The organism is Nocardiopsis sp. Huas11, from assembly GCF_003634495.1.
Classification (GTDB): Bacteria; Actinomycetota; Actinomycetes; order Streptosporangiales; family Streptosporangiaceae; genus Nocardiopsis.
This window is the reverse complement of the sequence record NZ_RBKY01000001.1, coordinates 5,909,903-5,923,957: the sequence shown is the minus strand read 5'-3', so window position 1 is coordinate 5,923,957 and position 14,055 is coordinate 5,909,903. Positions and strand designations below refer to the sequence as shown.

General features: G+C 73.2%; 12 protein-coding genes. 5 read left to right on the top strand and 7 right to left on the bottom strand.

The features are described from left to right. Window positions 1–43: 43 nt before the first annotated feature. Both DFP74_RS26705 and DFP74_RS26700 read right to left on the bottom strand, forming a co-directional pair. The gene (locus DFP74_RS26705; RefSeq protein ID WP_121185855.1) at window positions 44–2,539 is read right to left on the bottom strand and encodes an ATP-dependent Clp protease ATP-binding subunit; all 2,496 of its coding nucleotides are present in this window, start codon (window positions 2,537–2,539) and stop codon (window positions 44–46) included. A 187-nt stretch (window positions 2,540–2,726) separates the two neighbouring features. Continuing rightward, window positions 2,727–3,422, bottom strand: coding sequence for an alpha/beta hydrolase (locus tag DFP74_RS26700; RefSeq protein WP_121185853.1), 696 nt, complete (start codon window positions 3,420–3,422; stop codon window positions 2,727–2,729). 229 nt (window positions 3,423–3,651) lie between these two features. Between DFP74_RS26700 and DFP74_RS26695 the strand changes: the two genes are divergently transcribed. Beyond that, the gene (locus DFP74_RS26695) at window positions 3,652–4,275 is read left to right on the top strand and encodes a maleylpyruvate isomerase family mycothiol-dependent enzyme (RefSeq protein WP_121185851.1); all 624 of its coding nucleotides are present in this window, start codon (window positions 3,652–3,654) and stop codon (window positions 4,273–4,275) included. A 224-nt stretch (window positions 4,276–4,499) separates the two neighbouring features. Here the strand turns inward: DFP74_RS26695 and xylB are convergent, their stop codons facing one another. Continuing rightward, complete coding sequence (gene xylB / locus DFP74_RS26690; protein WP_121185849.1) at window positions 4,500–5,882, bottom strand: xylulokinase; 1,383 nt, start codon at window positions 5,880–5,882, stop codon at window positions 4,500–4,502. 346 nt (window positions 5,883–6,228) lie between these two features. Here xylB and DFP74_RS26685 point away from each other — a divergent pair, with 346 nt between their 5' ends. From DFP74_RS26685 to DFP74_RS26675, 3 genes are read left to right on the top strand one after another with little or no spacing between them, the layout of a single operon-like run. Further along, on the top strand, window positions 6,229–7,281 hold the full coding sequence (locus tag DFP74_RS26685; RefSeq protein ID WP_121185847.1) for an ABC transporter substrate-binding protein: 1,053 nt from the start codon (window positions 6,229–6,231) through the stop codon (window positions 7,279–7,281). Beyond that, window positions 7,278–8,057, top strand: a complete 780-nt coding sequence (locus DFP74_RS26680; protein WP_121185845.1) for an ABC transporter ATP-binding protein — start codon at window positions 7,278–7,280, stop codon at window positions 8,055–8,057. Before DFP74_RS26685 ends, DFP74_RS26680 begins: the two co-directional genes overlap by 4 nt. Next, a complete protein-coding gene (locus tag DFP74_RS26675; RefSeq protein ID WP_121185843.1) occupies window positions 8,047–8,922 on the top strand; it encodes an ABC transporter permease in 876 nt (291 codons plus the stop codon). The genes DFP74_RS26680 and DFP74_RS26675 overlap by 11 nt, the downstream gene beginning before the upstream one ends. Before the next feature lie 325 nt (window positions 8,923–9,247). Here the strand turns inward: DFP74_RS26675 and DFP74_RS26670 are convergent, their stop codons facing one another. Both DFP74_RS26670 and DFP74_RS26665 read right to left on the bottom strand, forming a co-directional pair. Then, complete coding sequence (locus tag DFP74_RS26670; RefSeq protein WP_121185841.1) at window positions 9,248–9,691, bottom strand: heme-binding protein; 444 nt, start codon at window positions 9,689–9,691, stop codon at window positions 9,248–9,250. Window positions 9,692–9,790: 99 nt separating this feature from the next. Next, complete coding sequence (locus tag DFP74_RS26665) at window positions 9,791–10,963, bottom strand: erythromycin esterase family protein (protein ID WP_121185839.1); 1,173 nt, start codon at window positions 10,961–10,963, stop codon at window positions 9,791–9,793. 116 nt (window positions 10,964–11,079) lie between these two features. On the opposite strand from DFP74_RS26665, the gene DFP74_RS26660 reads away from it, so the two are divergent. Then, the gene (locus DFP74_RS26660) at window positions 11,080–11,793 is read left to right on the top strand and encodes a MerR family DNA-binding transcriptional regulator (protein ID WP_121185837.1); all 714 of its coding nucleotides are present in this window, start codon (window positions 11,080–11,082) and stop codon (window positions 11,791–11,793) included. 73 nt (window positions 11,794–11,866) lie between these two features. On the opposite strand, the gene DFP74_RS26655 is transcribed toward DFP74_RS26660, so the two are convergent. Together DFP74_RS26655 and DFP74_RS26650 are read right to left on the bottom strand one after the other, a co-directional pair. Beyond that, window positions 11,867–13,030 carry a pectinesterase family protein gene (locus tag DFP74_RS26655; protein ID WP_233571176.1) on the bottom strand — a complete coding sequence of 388 codons (1,164 nt, stop codon included), beginning with the start codon at window positions 13,028–13,030 and terminating at the stop codon, window positions 11,867–11,869. 180 nt (window positions 13,031–13,210) lie between these two features. Then, window positions 13,211–14,044: a rhamnogalacturonan acetylesterase gene (locus DFP74_RS26650; RefSeq protein WP_121185835.1), complete on the bottom strand. Its 834-nt coding sequence runs from the start codon at window positions 14,042–14,044 to the stop codon at window positions 13,211–13,213. Between the last annotated feature and the right edge of the window lie 11 nt (window positions 14,045–14,055).

Sequence of the window (14,055 nt, the reverse complement as noted above, 5' to 3'; positions counted from 1 at the left end):
CCCGTGCCCGGCCGGCGGCCGCGGCTCAGCCAGGGGCCGCGGCTCAGTAGGCGGCCACGGTCGAGATCCGCAGCTGCTCGTCGGTGCCCACGTCCACCAGGACGTGGTCGCCCGCCACGACCTGCCCGTCCAGCATCATGCGTGAGAGGCGGTTGCCCACGGCGCGCTGGATCGTGCGGGCCAGCGGCCGCGCGCCGTAGGCGGGCTGGTAGCCGCGCTCGGCCAGCCAGCCCACCGCCTCGTCGGTGAAGCGCACGGTGATGTCCTGGGCCTTGAGCCGCTCCTCGGTCTGCTCCAGCATGAGCCGCGTGATCTGCGCCAGCTCCTCACTGCCCAGCTGCTGGAAGACGATGACCTCGTCGATGCGGTTGAGGAACTCCGGCCGGAACTCCTCGCGCAGGCGCCGCATCACCCGCTGCTCGGTGTCGGGGTCCATCTGCCCCTCCGCGGTGAAGCCCATCGGGCCGCCGCCGGTGATCGCCTCCGACCCCAGGTTGCTGGTCATGATGACCACCGTGTTGCGGAAGTCGACGGTGCGGCCCTGGCCGTCGGTCAGCCGGCCGTCGTCCAGCAGCTGGAGCAGCAGGTTGAACACGTCCGGGTGCGCCTTCTCGACCTCGTCGAGCAGGAGGACCGAGTAGGGGTGGCGCCGGACCGCCTCGGTGAGCTGGCCGGCCTCCTCGTAGCCCACGAACCCGGGCGGGGCTCCGGTCAGGCGGCTGCTGGTGTGCCGTTCCTGGAACTCGCTCATGTCGATGCGGACCATGGCGTCCTCGGACCCGAAGAGGGTCGCGGCCAGGGCCCGCGCGAGCTCGGTCTTGCCCACACCGGTCGGTCCCAGGAACAGGAAGCTGCCCACCGGGCGCCCGGGGTCGCCGAGGCCGGCGCGCGAGCGGCGGATCGCCTCCGAGACGGCGGTGACCGCCTCGTTCTGGCCGATGACGCGCTCGTGCAGGTTGGCCTCCAGGTTGACCAGGCGGTCGCGCTCCTCCTGGGTGAGCTGGGAGACGGGGATGCCCGTGCTGCGCGCGACCACGTCGGCGATGTCGTCCGCGCCCACCTCCGGGACCGAGGAACCGGTCCCGCGGGCCTGGTGCACCGATCCCTTGGCCCGGGCGATCTCGTCGCGCAGGGCGGAGGCGCGCTCGTAGTCCTCCTCCTGGACGGCCTTCTCCTTCTGCTCCTCCAGGTTCTTCAACCGGCCCTCCAGCTCGCGCAGGGCCGAGCTGGAGGTGCGCAGGCGCAGGCGGACACGGGCGCCGGCCTGGTCGATGAGGTCGATGGCCTTGTCGGGCAGGAAGCGGTCGGTGACGTAGCGGTCGGACAGTTCGGCGGCCGCGACCAGGCTCCCGTCGCTGAACCGCACCTGGTGGTGCGCTTCGTAGCGGTCGCTCAGCCCGCGCAGGATCTCGATGGTGTCCGCGACCGAGGGCTCGGGCACCAGGATGGGCTGGAAGCGACGCTCCAGGGCGGCGTCCTTCTCCAGGTTCTTGCGGTACTCGTCCACGGTGGTCGCGCCGATGATGTGCAGCTCGCCGCGGGCGAGCGCGGGCTTGAGCATGTTCCCGGCGTTCATCGACCCCTCGGCGGCGCCGGCGCCCACGATCGTGTGGATCTCGTCGATGAACACGAGCAGGTGGTCGGCCTGCTCGCGGATCTCGTCGACGATGCGGGTCAGGCGCTCCTCGAAGTCGCCCCGGTAGCGGGTCCCGGCCACCACTCCGGCCAGGTCCAGCTGGACCAGCCGGCGACCGCGCAGGGTCTCGGGCACGTCGTCGTCGAAGACGCGCTGGGCGATGCCCTCCACGATCGCGGTCTTGCCCACGCCCGGATCGCCGATGAGCACCGGGTTGTTCTTGCGGCGGCGGGCCAGCACCTCGATGCACTGCTCGACCTCGTCGTCGCGGCCGACCACGGGGTCCAGCCGTCCCTCGCGGGCCAGGGCGGTCATGTCGGTGGCGTACTCGTCCAGGGTGGGCGTGTCCGAGGGCTCGCTCTCCGCCTGCTCGGCGGCGGGCACGGCCCCGGCCGACTGCTGGAGCGACTCGGGCGTGACCCCCGAGTCGCGCAGGAGCTGGCCCACCGCCCCGGAGGGGTTGACCGCCAGGGCGAAGAGCAGGTGCTCGGGCGTGATGCTGGAGCTGCCGGTGGCGCGAGCGATCTGCAGGGCGTCCAGCAGCGCGCGCTTGGCGGAGGGCGTGAGCCTGGCGGTGCCGGGCCGCACCGACCGCGGGGCCTGGGCCACCGCGTGGTCGATGACGTCGCCGAGCGCGGAGACGTCGGCGCCGGTGCGCCGGAGGAGCTCGCGCGTGGGTTCGTAGCGCAGCAGTGACCACATCAGGTGGATCGTGTCGACGTCGGCGCCGCCGCTCTCCAGGGCGCGGCGCACGCCGGCGTCGGCCACCTGCCGGGCCTCGGCGCTCATGAGCTTGGACAGGTCCACACGGCGGACCGGGCCGCGCGCGCCCAGGAACCGGGCGAGGAACTCCTCGAAGGAGCCCGGGTCGTTGCCGTGGCCGTCGGGAAAGTCGTGTGTCATCAGTTCTCGTCCCCCGTGCGTACGGTAGTGCTTTAGTTACCTTACGTGATGGTCTTGGAGGGGTCGCCCCCACGTTCCGGCCGACGTGAGGTGCTCTCGGTCATGCTCGTCGTTCTCGGAGTCGGGGCTTGCGGTTCCTGCCCACACGCTAGGGCAGGCGCGGCGGAAGTGGCGCCCAGGGGACGGGTCAGGCGGTCGCGGCGAGGTCGACGAGGTGGCGGGCCGTGCCCTCGGGATCCACGATCTGGTGCAGGTGCGTGCCGGGCAGGTGCGCCACCGGCCAGCCGCGTTCGCGCGCCTGGTCGGCGAGTCCGTCGTAGGCGGGGCTGAACCGCAGGAAGGAGCACGGGTGGTCCTCCCACCCGTCGGGGACCGGGATCTCCTGCTCGAAGTAGGACAGCGGCAGGGTCGGCTGGTCCTCGACGACGGTGCGCCGGACGGACGCGTCGGGGAACATGGGGGCGAGCTGCTCCTCGTCCCACCAGTCGGTCCAGCGCGGGAGCGTGCCGTCCACGGCCAGCGACCGCAGGTGCTCCAGCTTTTCGGGCGGGACGGCCGGACTCGCCCCCTCACGTGGCGGCAGCGCGGCGTCGACGAAGATCGAGCCCGCCACCGGTTGGTCCAGGCCCGCGCCGATCGCCGGCAGGAACAGGCCCGCGTTGCTGTGCGCCACCAGCGTCACCGGGCCCGCGGCCGGGAGCTGCCACAGGGAGTCGCGGACGGCGTCGACCACGCGGGGCCAGAACGGTGGACCGCCCTCGCCGACGCGTACCAGCGACGGCACCCAGACCCGGTGCCCCGCAGCCGCCATGAGGTCGGCCACCGGGTACCACGTCGAAGGGCCCATGGACGGGCTGTGCACGAGAACGAAGATCGGCTGCATGGGTCGATCCTGCCGCCTGGCCGCCGCGGGCGCCACCTGTGGGAGGAACGGATCGGGCGCGGCGTCCACGCGCCGAGCGGCCAGCGCGCGGCCTCGGATCCCCGGTCGCCTGACCGGCCACGGGCCCGCGCCGCTCTAGGATCGAGGGGGAACCGCCCGCGCCGGTCCCATGTCCGAGCAGCGGGACGCAACAGTTCGGGGCCGACGTGTCCCGGGGACGGGTGGCACGATGAACGACGTGTGGAGGCTCGTGCACGCGGAGCGGCGGGCCCTGATCGCCGACCTGGCCGACCTCACGGCCGAGCGGTGGCGGACGCCGTCCCTGTGCGAGGGGTGGAGCGTCCACGACGTGGCGGCGCACCTGGTCGACTCGGCGCGCACGACCCGGATCGGTTTCGTCCGCGACCTGCTGCGCGCGCGGCTGGACTTCGACCGGCTCAACGAGCGCGGTGTCGCCCGTGAACGGGGCGACGGTCCCGCGGACACGCTGGCGCGGATGCGGGCCGTGGTGTCGCGGACGTCGACCCCGCCGGCGCCTCTGAACACACGGATCGTGGAGGAGGTCGTCCACGGGGAGGACGTCCGCCGTCCCCTGGGGATCGGCCGCGCCTACCCGGCCGAGGCCCTCGTCCGCGCGCTCGGAGTCCAGATCCGCACCCCCGTCGCCTACGGCGGCGGGAAGGAACGCGCGGCCGGCCTGCGGCTGGAGGCCTCCGACGGCGAGGTGGCCCTCGGCGAGGGCCCGGTCGTCACCGGCAGCACAGTGGACCTGCTCCTGGCCCTGTCGGGCAGACGGTCGGTGCTCGAGGCCCTGCGGGGCCCGGGCGCGGACGAGTTCCGCGCCCGGACCTGAACGGCCCACGGCCCCGCGCAGGGGCCCGGCGGCCGTGGGCCCGTGGCCGCCGAGAGGCGAACTAGGCCGTGTTTTTGCAGCATTCCGGGCTCGCGGCCGCCAGGACCGCCTCTCGCGGCACCTCTGTGCTCGTGCAGCTCAACCAGTCTGAACTTCGCACATCGGCTTGCGAGAGACGGCCTGACGACCGCGAGCTCATCCGAAAGCCTTCAGAAAAACACGGCCTAGACCCCGTGGGCGGCGTGTCGGGCCCGCGCGTAGCGCTCGCGGACCTCGGGCACCAGGGCGGGCTCCGCGGCCGGCCCCGCCTCGGCGGTGTCCCAGGCCGGCGGCTCCGCGGTGCCGGCCAGTGCCCAGGCCGCCTGACGGGCGGCGCCGACGGCGACGTACTCGGCGGCGGGCGGCGCCACCACCGGTGCCCCCAGGACCGTCGGCGCGATCGCGCGCACCGCGGCCGAACGGGCGCCCCCGCCCAGCAGGAGCACGCGGCGCACCGGAACCCCGGTGTCGGTCAGCGCGGTCATCCCGTCGGCCAGCCCGCAGAGCATGCCCTCCACGGCCGCGCGGGCGATGTTCTCCGGTCGCATGTTCGACCGGCGCAGTCCGTGCAGCGAACCGGCGGCGTCGGGGAGCACCGGCGTGCGCTCACCGTCCAGGTAGGGCAGCAGGACGACGCCCTCGGCGCCCGGCTCGGCGGACATGGCAAGCGCGTCGAGCCCGGCCAGGTCGACGCCGAGCATCGCGGCGGTGGCGGTCAGCACCCGCGCGGCGTTGAGCGTGCAGACCAGCGGCAGGAAGCGGCCGGTGGCGTCGGCGAAGCCGGACACCGTGCCCCCGGCATCGCGCGTGGCCGCGTCGTTGACCGCGAACACCGTGCCGCTGGTGCCCAGCGACAGCGCCGCGTCGCCTGGCCGCAGCCCCAGGCCCAGGGCCGCGCCCATGTTGTCGCCCGTGCCCGGGGCGATGAGCGCTCCGGACGGGGTGTGCCCGACCACTTCGGAGGGGGCGGCCACGCGCGGCACGTCGATCTCGCGGCCGAAGGCCCGTACCAGCAGGTCGGTGCGGTAGGCGTCCTCCGGCGGCGACCAGTACCCGGTGCCCGAGGCGTCGCCCCGGTCGGTGGTCGGCTCGCCCCCGCCGCCCAGGCGCCAGGTGAGCCAGTCGTGGGGGAGCATCACCCCGGCCACCCGCGCGGCGGCCTCGGGCTCGTGCTCGGCCAGCCATCGCAGCTTGGTCACCGTGAAGCTCGCCACGGGAACGCTCCCAACGGCATCGGCCCACGCCTTGGCGCCGCCGAGTTCGGCGACCAGGTCGTCGGCGGCCCCGGCCGATCGGGAGTCGTTCCACAGCAGGGCGGGGCGGACGACCTCGCCGTCGTCGTCCACGGTCACCATGCCGTGCTGCTGCCCGGCCACGGCCACGGCCGCCACGCCCTCCATCAGGCCCTCGGAGGCGTCGGACAGCGCCGACCACCACGCGTCGGGATGGATCTCGGTGCCGTCGGGGTGCGGTGCGCGGGCCTCGCGCACCACCGCGCCGCTGTCGGCGTCGCAGACCACGACCTTGCAGGACTGCGTCGAACTGTCGATTCCGGCGACCAGGGCCATATCCGCTCCGGTGGGTGAGGGGTGAACAGTGGGCGGTGGGCGCTCGGACGCCCCCGGGCGCCGGTGGCGGGCGCGCCGAAGCGGCCGGCCGGGCGACCCGTCCGTCATTGTTCCAGTGTGGGGGTCGGGGCGGCGCGGCAGGTGCACCGGCCATGGCGGCCGGTCACGCGTGAGGGGGAAGGGCCGGGCCCGCGGGAGTGCTCCGCCGCCGCCGTGAACAGGGCGGCGACACGGTGACTCAGATCACCGCACTCGGTTTCCCGGGGCGGGAGAGTCCGGCTTCCACTAAACCTACTTCTTAAGTAGAGTTTCCCTGGAATCGTCGACCAGCGAGGTGAGTGCCCACATGAGCGTGCGAACGCCCGTCCTCACCGCGGCGGCCCTGGCCGTGAGCCTGGCGGCCGCCGGGTGCGCCTTCGGCGGCGCCGACGACGGCGGCGACGACCTCACCGTGGGCTACCTGACCAACATCACCCACGCCCCGGCCCTGGTCGCCGACCACGACGGCGCCTACGCCGACGCGCTGGGCGAGGACGCCCAGGTCACCGTCCAGACCTTCAACGCCGGCCCGGACCTGGTCAACGCGCTCTTCTCCGGCGAGGTCGACGCCGCCTTCATCGGCCCCAACCCCACCATCAACGGGTGGGCGCAGTCCGAGGGCGCCGCGCTGAGGGTCGTGGCCGGCTCGACCTCCGGCGGGGCGGGCCTGGTCGTAAGGCCCGGCATCGACGACGTCGACGACCTGGTCGGCACCACCCTGTCCACGCCCCAGCTCGGCAACACCCAGGACGTGGCCCTGCGGCACTTCGCCCGGGAACAGGGATGGGAGTTCGACACCGCGGGCGGCGGCGACCTGTCGATCATCCCCCAGCAGAACGCCGAGATCGTGGACGCCTTCGCCCTCGGGGAGATCGACGGCGCCTTCCTGCCCGAGCCCCACCTGAGCCGTCTGCTCCAGGAGCACGACGGCCACCTCCTGGTGGACGAGGCCGACCTGTGGCCCTCGACCGACGGCGCGTTCGTCACCGCCAACCTCGTGGTCGGCGCCGACTACCTCGACGCCCACCCCGACCGCGTCGAGCGCCTCCTGCGCGCGCACCTGGACACCGTCGACCGGATGAACGCCGACCCCGACCAGGCTCAGCGGACCGCCGCCGACCGACTGGCCGAGATCACCGGCAGCCGACTGCCCCCCGAGACCGTCGAGTCCGCCTTCGGCCGCCTGGAGTTCACCGTCGACCCCATCGCCCCGTCCCTGACCGCCGGAGCCGAGCACGCCGAGTCCGTCGGACTGCTCGACCCCGTCGACCTGGACGGCCTGTACGTACTCGAACCGCTCAACGCCCTGCTCGCGCAGGACGGACGGGACCAGATCACCGGACCCCAGGAGGACAAGTGAGCGTCACGACCGAGAGCCCGGCCCGCACACGCGCCGCCGCCATCGAGATCGACCGGATCACGAAGGTGTTCGGCCACGGGACCGGCGCGCTGACCGCCATCGACGGCATGTCCGTCACCGTGCGGCCGCGCGAGTTCGTCGCGATCGTCGGAGCCTCCGGCTGCGGCAAGAGCACACTGCTCTCCCTCGTCGCGGGGCTGGAGGAGCCCACCGTCGGGACCGTGGACACGGGCGGCCACCGGGTGGCCATGATGTTCCAGGAGGCGTCGCTCTTCCCCTGGCTCACCATCGGCGGCAACATCGAGGTGCCCATGAAGGTCAACGGGGTGCCCCGGGCCGAGCGCAAACGGCGGGTGAGCGAACTCCTGGACCTGGTGCGGCTGAGCGGTTTCGCGCACAAGCGCCCGCACCAGCTCTCCGGCGGCATGCGCCAGCGCGTCGCCCTGGCCCGCGCCCTGGCCCAGGACGCCGACGTCCTGCTCATGGACGAGCCCTTCGGCGCGCTCGACGCGATGACCCGCGACATCCTGCACGGCGAGGTCGAGCGGATCTGGCGGGAGAAGTCGCTCACCATCCTGTTCGTCACGCACAACGTGCGCGAGGCCGTGCGACTCGGCGACCGGGTCATCCTGCTCTCCAGCCGCCCCGGCCGCGTGATCGAGGAGTTCGCGGTGACCGGGCGCCGGCCCCGCCGGATCGACTCCGCCGAGATCGCCTCCCAGGCCGCCGAGATCACCGACCGACTGCGTGTGGAGGTGTCGCGCCATGCCGGGTGACTCCTCCGTGCGGGACCGCCAGATCCAGGGCCTGGACGCCCTGGAGATGAAGCCGGGCGAGGGCCGCCGGGACGGCGCCCTGGCCAGGGCGCGCACCCTGTGGTCGGCCACGTGGCCCAAACTGGTGGCCGTGGCCATCGTCCTGGCCGCCTGGCAGGCCGTGGCATGGAGCGGCTGGCGGCCGGTCTACGTCTTCCCCGGGCCCGACCAGGTCCTGCCCCGCATCGCCCAGGAGGTCACCTCGCCGGGGTTCTGGGAGGCGGTCGGCGTCACCATGCGCCGGGCCTTCACGGGCTTCGCGCTGGCCCTGGTGGTCGGTGTCCTGCTGGGGCTGGCGGTGTCGCGGATCAAGGTCCTGCGGGTGGCCATCGGGTCGCTGATCACCGGCCTGCAGACCATGCCGTCGATCGTGTGGTTCCCGTTCGCCATGCTGCTGTACGGCATCAGCGAGTCGGCGATCATGTTCGTCATCATCCTGGGCGCGGCGCCCTCGATCGCGGGCGGGCTCATCTCCGGGATCGACTACGTGCCGCGCCAGCTCATGCGCGCGGGCCAGGCCATGGGCCTGCGCGGGGTCCAGCGCTACACGCTGCTCATCGTCCCGGCGGCACTGCCGATGTTCGTCACCGGGCTCAAACAGGGCTGGGCCTTCGCCTGGCGCTCCCTCATGGCCGGGGAGCTCCTGGTCATCATCGACCAGCAGAACTCCATCGGGTGGGCGCTGAGCCAGGCCCGCCAGCTCAACGACGCCGAGCAGCTGCTCGGCTACGTCGTCATCGTGCTGTTCATCGGCATCGTCATCGACGTGTTCTTCACCTGGGCCGACCGCTCGATCCGCGCGCGGTGGGGCGTCAGCGCCTCCTGACACGCGACCGCCGCCGCGCGAGGTGCGCGGCGGCGGCCCGGTGGCTGAAGCAGGAGTGGCTGTCGGAGCCCGAGCACGAACTGTCAGTTCTCCTCGGAACGCGGATTCACTGCGGTTCACCCCAGGGGGTTGGCTCGGCCCGCGCCAGTGTTCTGCAGGCCGTGGGCGTAGCTGAACCAGGAAGGACTGCGACGCAGGCGTCCGTTGAGGGTGGTGGTGGGCGACGGGCGGGATTGCGAGGGCCAGCACGCACTCGGCCGAAGAACACTGGCTTCCGGGCGCCCCGAGTACGCGGCCGAGCGTGCGAGGGCGCCAGAAAGCACTGTCAGTTCTCCTCGGCCCCGGTCTCGGGGATCAGACCGGCGGCTCGAATGCCCGCGACGAGGCTCATTTCGTCGTTGAGGGAGGTGTCACCGGTCGCGCCCGCCGCGCCCAGCAGCGCTCCGTCGGCGTCCCGGATGAAGACACCGCCGGGCACCGCGACGACGCGCCCCTGGGCGAGGGTCGCCACGGAGGTGAAGAACTCCGGTGACTGCTCGGCCCGGGCGGCGATCGCCCGGGTGGTCATGCCGAGCCCGAGCACGCCCCAGGCCTTGGCCACGGCCAGGTCGGGGCGCAGCAGGCCCGAGCCGTCCTGGCGGGCCAGGGCGACCTGGACCCCGCCGGGGTCCAGGACGGCGACGGTGAGTGGTTGGAGTGCGTTGGCTTCGGCGTACTTCAGAGCGCCGTCGATCAGCGTCCGCGCCTGATCCAGAGTGATGGCTGCCAATCATGCCCCTTCGTTCTGCCTTGTGATGGTCACCACACGAAGGTAAGCCATGTACAACCGGTCGGGAAGACCGGCATTCTCCGGATTCGTGGCCCTTTGTCAGTAGGTTTTCGGCAGTTCGTCCAGCCCGACCCCCCGGACGAAGGCGACCGCGTCGACGCCGTCGAGCCCGGAGAGCGGGATGTACCTGTAGTCCGCGGAGACGGCGGGGCCCAGGCCGGACAGGTCGGCCAGCCGCTCCACGGGGAACAGCGCCCGGTCCCGCGTGGCCTGGCCCAGCGCGGCCTGCAGGCTCGGCCCACCGGTCGCCACCGTGTCGGAGTCGGTGCCGATGACGGCGTAGCCGTCCCCGAGCACCGACGCCGCGACCGTCCCGGCGCTCCACCAGTGCTCGTCCGTCCCACCGAAGTTCACGGTCGACCGGCTGCGCTGCAAGTGGGTGTTGTGCGCGCTGACGAAGGCCGGCGCCCCTGACCGGGCGATCGCCAGGAGGTGGTCCGCCATCATCGCGTCCCGCTGCGCGAGCATGCGCGCCACCCGGTCGGGCGCGTCGGAGGCCATGGCCGCGTGGTAGCGCAGCAGCCCCCGCCCGGTCCGGGCGAACAGCAGCGCGCGCTCGTAGCCCTCGTCGGAGTCGGCCCGCCGCAGGCCCGGGGCCTCGGCCTCGAACACGGCCATCATGTCGTCGGCGGCCACCCGCAGGGCGCGCGCCCGGTCGGAGCCGCCGACGGAGGCCGAGGGGTCCATCATCGCCGCGGGGTTCTCCCAGGCGGCGTCCTCGATGTCCGCGAGGCCGTCCAGCGGCGCGCGTCCGAGGTGCTCGCGCAGGTACTCTGCCGCGGTCGTCAGGGCCGCGCGCGGGCTCGCCGCACCCGAGATCTCCAGGGGCGAGTCCACACCGTGGAACCGGACCCGTTCCCCGGGTTCCCGGCCCTCGTTGTACTCGCGGATCCACGCGACCAGGGCGCGGTTGCCCGGGAAGGCGCCGAACCCGTGGGTCAGGGCCGTGTCGAAGTCCAGCTCGCGCGTCCGGCCGCTGACGTGGTCGTCGACGGCGGCCGCGGCCAGGCAGTCGGTCTCCAGCGCGAAGGTCCGAAAGCCCCGGTGCTCCACCAGATGGGCGAACACCTCGTTGCGCAGCAGCAGGAACCTCTCCACGCCGTGCGTCGGCTCGCCCATCCCCAGGACCAGGGGAGTGCGCCCCCACGCGTCCAGGAGCCGCCCCACCGCGGGGCCCGGGTCGGCGCGCAGGCCGTAGTCAGACAGGGACATCACAGATCCTCACCTCGAAGCGATCGACCACCTTCGACCGTATCCTTGAACGAACGGTTGAGACTTCGACCCCGAATCACCGCTATGGAGCCGGAAAAGCCTCAAAGAGAGGGTTCATGCGACCGATCGACCTCGCCCGCGAGCACGGGCTCTCCGCGCAGGCGGTCCGCAACTATGAGGACGAGGGGATCCTGCCGCCCGCCGAGCGTGGCGCCAACGGCTACCGCCGCTACACGCCCGTCCACGCGCAGGCGCTACGGGCCTTCCTCGCCCTGCGCGAAGGGTTCGGCCACGGGACGGCGGCGCGGGTCATGCGCGCGGCCGGCCGCGACGACGAGGCGGACCTGTTCCGCCTGCTCGACCAGGCGCACGCCGACCTCCTCCAGGAGCGCCGGACCCTGGACGAGGTCACCACCGCCCTCGGCGCCCTCACCGAGGACCCGCGGCCGCACTCGGGCGGCGTGACCATCGGAGCGCTCGCCCACCGGCTCGGAATGCACCCGGCCTCCCTGCGCAAGTGGGAGCGGGCCGGGATCCTGCGGCCCGTGCGCGATCCGGCCACGGGCTACCGCCTCTACCCGCCGGACGTGGTCCGCGACGCCCACGCGGCCGAGCAGTTGCGGCGCGGCGGCTACGGGCTGGCCCGGATCGCGGACTTCGTGGCGCGGCTCCGGTCCGCCGGCGGCGGTGACGCCCTCGACGACCTCCTCCGGCAGTGGCGCGCCCGCATCGCCCGGCGGAGCCGGGCCATGCTGGCGGCCGGAAGCCCCTTGGACGAGTACCTGGCCCTGCCGGCCCGCCTTCGGTCGGAGCTCGGCACGCGGGCCTGAACGACCCCGCACGCGCGAGGGCCCCGGTGCGCGGAGTCATCCGCGCGCCGGGGCCCGTGCACCGGTTCCGTTCCTACCGGCCCCGCGCCGTGCACACCGGCCGGGTCGGCTCCTGGACCGGGTTCCAGCCGTCGTCGCCCGCCAGGTAGGCCTCGGGGGTGTGGCCTGCGGCCTCGTCGGCGCTCATCTGCGGGCGGTCCGGCGTGGTCAGCGCGCCCGGGCCGTTGTTGGCGAACTCGCGCAGCTGGAACAGGCGCCAGTCGTGCCCGGAGGACATCTCGATCCAGCCCTGCTCCTTGAAGTGCCGCCCCATCCAGGAGTCGCGGATCAGCGCCTGCGGCCGGGCGTCCAGGTCGGAGCTGGGCACCCAGGGACGGCCCAGGTAGACCGACTCCGCGGGAGCGTCGCTGGTGAAGCAGGACTCCGTGAACAGGAAGCCGAACTCCTGCTCCGGCGGCGTGCTGGGCGCGGTCACGTACCCGTTGTCGGTGTCGCTGCCGCGGTCCAGCGAGCGGATCTCGCACCCGTGGAAGACGGCCGTGCCCCGGCCGAAGACGAAGTCCACGTCGCCCTCCACGTAGCAGTTCCGGTAGTACTGCCGCGAGGTCGTCGCGGTGTTGGGGGAGTTGGCGTACAGGGTGTCCTGGTGGCCCAGGAAGCGGACGTTGTCGAAGACCAGGCGGTCGCCGGTGGTGCGGACCGCCACCGCCTGGGTGGAGGTGACCTCCGGGTGCTCCTCGCGCAGGAAGGAGTTCTCGAACGTCAGGTCGCGGGCGTGCACGTCGTCGCCGGAGATGACCACGCTCGCGCTGCCCGAGGTCCCCCACGTTCCGCCACCGGGCTTGGGCAGGCCCGCCGCGCGGTCGTAGGTGATGACGACGTCCTCCGGGTTCCCGGTCGCGCCGACCAGGGTCAGCTCGGGGGTGGCCACGACGACGGGTTCGCGGTACACGCCGGCGCCGATGCGCACGGTGGCGCCGGCGGGCGCGGCGTCCACCGCCTCCTGGACGCTGGAGTAGTCGCCGGATCCGTCGGTCGCGACGGTGATCAGGTCCGCGGAGTCGTCGTCGCTCACGGTGGTCGCCTCGCTTGCCGTGCTCGTGGCCGTGGTGGCGGTCGTACTGGTGGAGGTGGTCTGGTGCGTGGCGGCCGCCGCGATGGCGGAGGCGCCCAGGACACCGGCGAGTGCCAGCGGCAGGGCCGCGAGCCGCAGTGCCGTGGTCGGGGTGGTGCGCACGAGGTGGTCCTTCCGGGGGAGTGGGCTGGGCTAGACGTGTTTTCTTTGCGGCATTCCGGGCTCGCGGCCGCCAGGACCGCCTCTCGCGGCGCCTCTGCGCTCGTGCAGCACGACCAGGCTGAACTTCGCACATCGTCTGGCGAGAGACGACCTGACGACCGCGAGCTCACCCGAAAGCCTTCAGAAGAACACGGCCTGGACGGGGCGCTCGGCGGGCCAGGTCAGCGCGGAGTCGGGGATCTCGTCGCCCAGGCGGCGGACCAGGCGCGGGGGCAGGACGCGCTGCCGCTTGAGGTCGGCCGCGACCAGGCGGGCGACCTCGATCGCGCCGTGCGCCTGGAAGTGGGTGTTGTCCTCGACGCCGTCGGGGTAGTTGTCGTGGGCGCCCGGCTCCAGCCACAGGAAGTGGCTCTTGGTGCCCTCGGGGCCCAACCCGCCCCACAGCTCCAGGCTGAGCGCGGTGAGGTCGACCAGGGGAACGCCCTCGCGGTCGGCCAGGGCGCGCATGGCGGCGGGGTAGTCGCCGTGGGACTCGCGGGGCGCGCCGTCGGCGGTGAAGCGGCGCCGTTCGACCGACGTGACCAGAACCGGGTGGGCGCCGCGCTCGCGCGCGCCGTCGAGGTAGACGGTGAGCTGCTCCTGGTAGGTGCTCCAGGGCTCGGTGTAGCGGTCGGGGTCGGCGGACTTGGAGTCGTTGTGGCCGAAGGAGGCCAGGAGGTAGTCGCCGGGCCGGATGTCGGCCAGGACCCCGTCCAGCAGGCCCAGGTCGGCGAAGCTCTTGGAACTGGCGCCGGACAGAGCACGGTCGTCCACGGTGGCGCCGTGGCCGAGGAAGAGCTCCAGGGCCTGTCCCCACCCGGCCCGGGGCGCCTCGCGGGCCGCGTAGGCGGAGGCGGTGGAGTCGCCGGTGACGAACACGCGCGGCGCCCGTCCGGGGGCCGCCCCGGCGGGCGTGGCGATCAGCGGAGCGCCGAGGACGGCGGCGGAGGCGGCGAGGAAGCTGCGACGGATCATGGTGCCTCTCA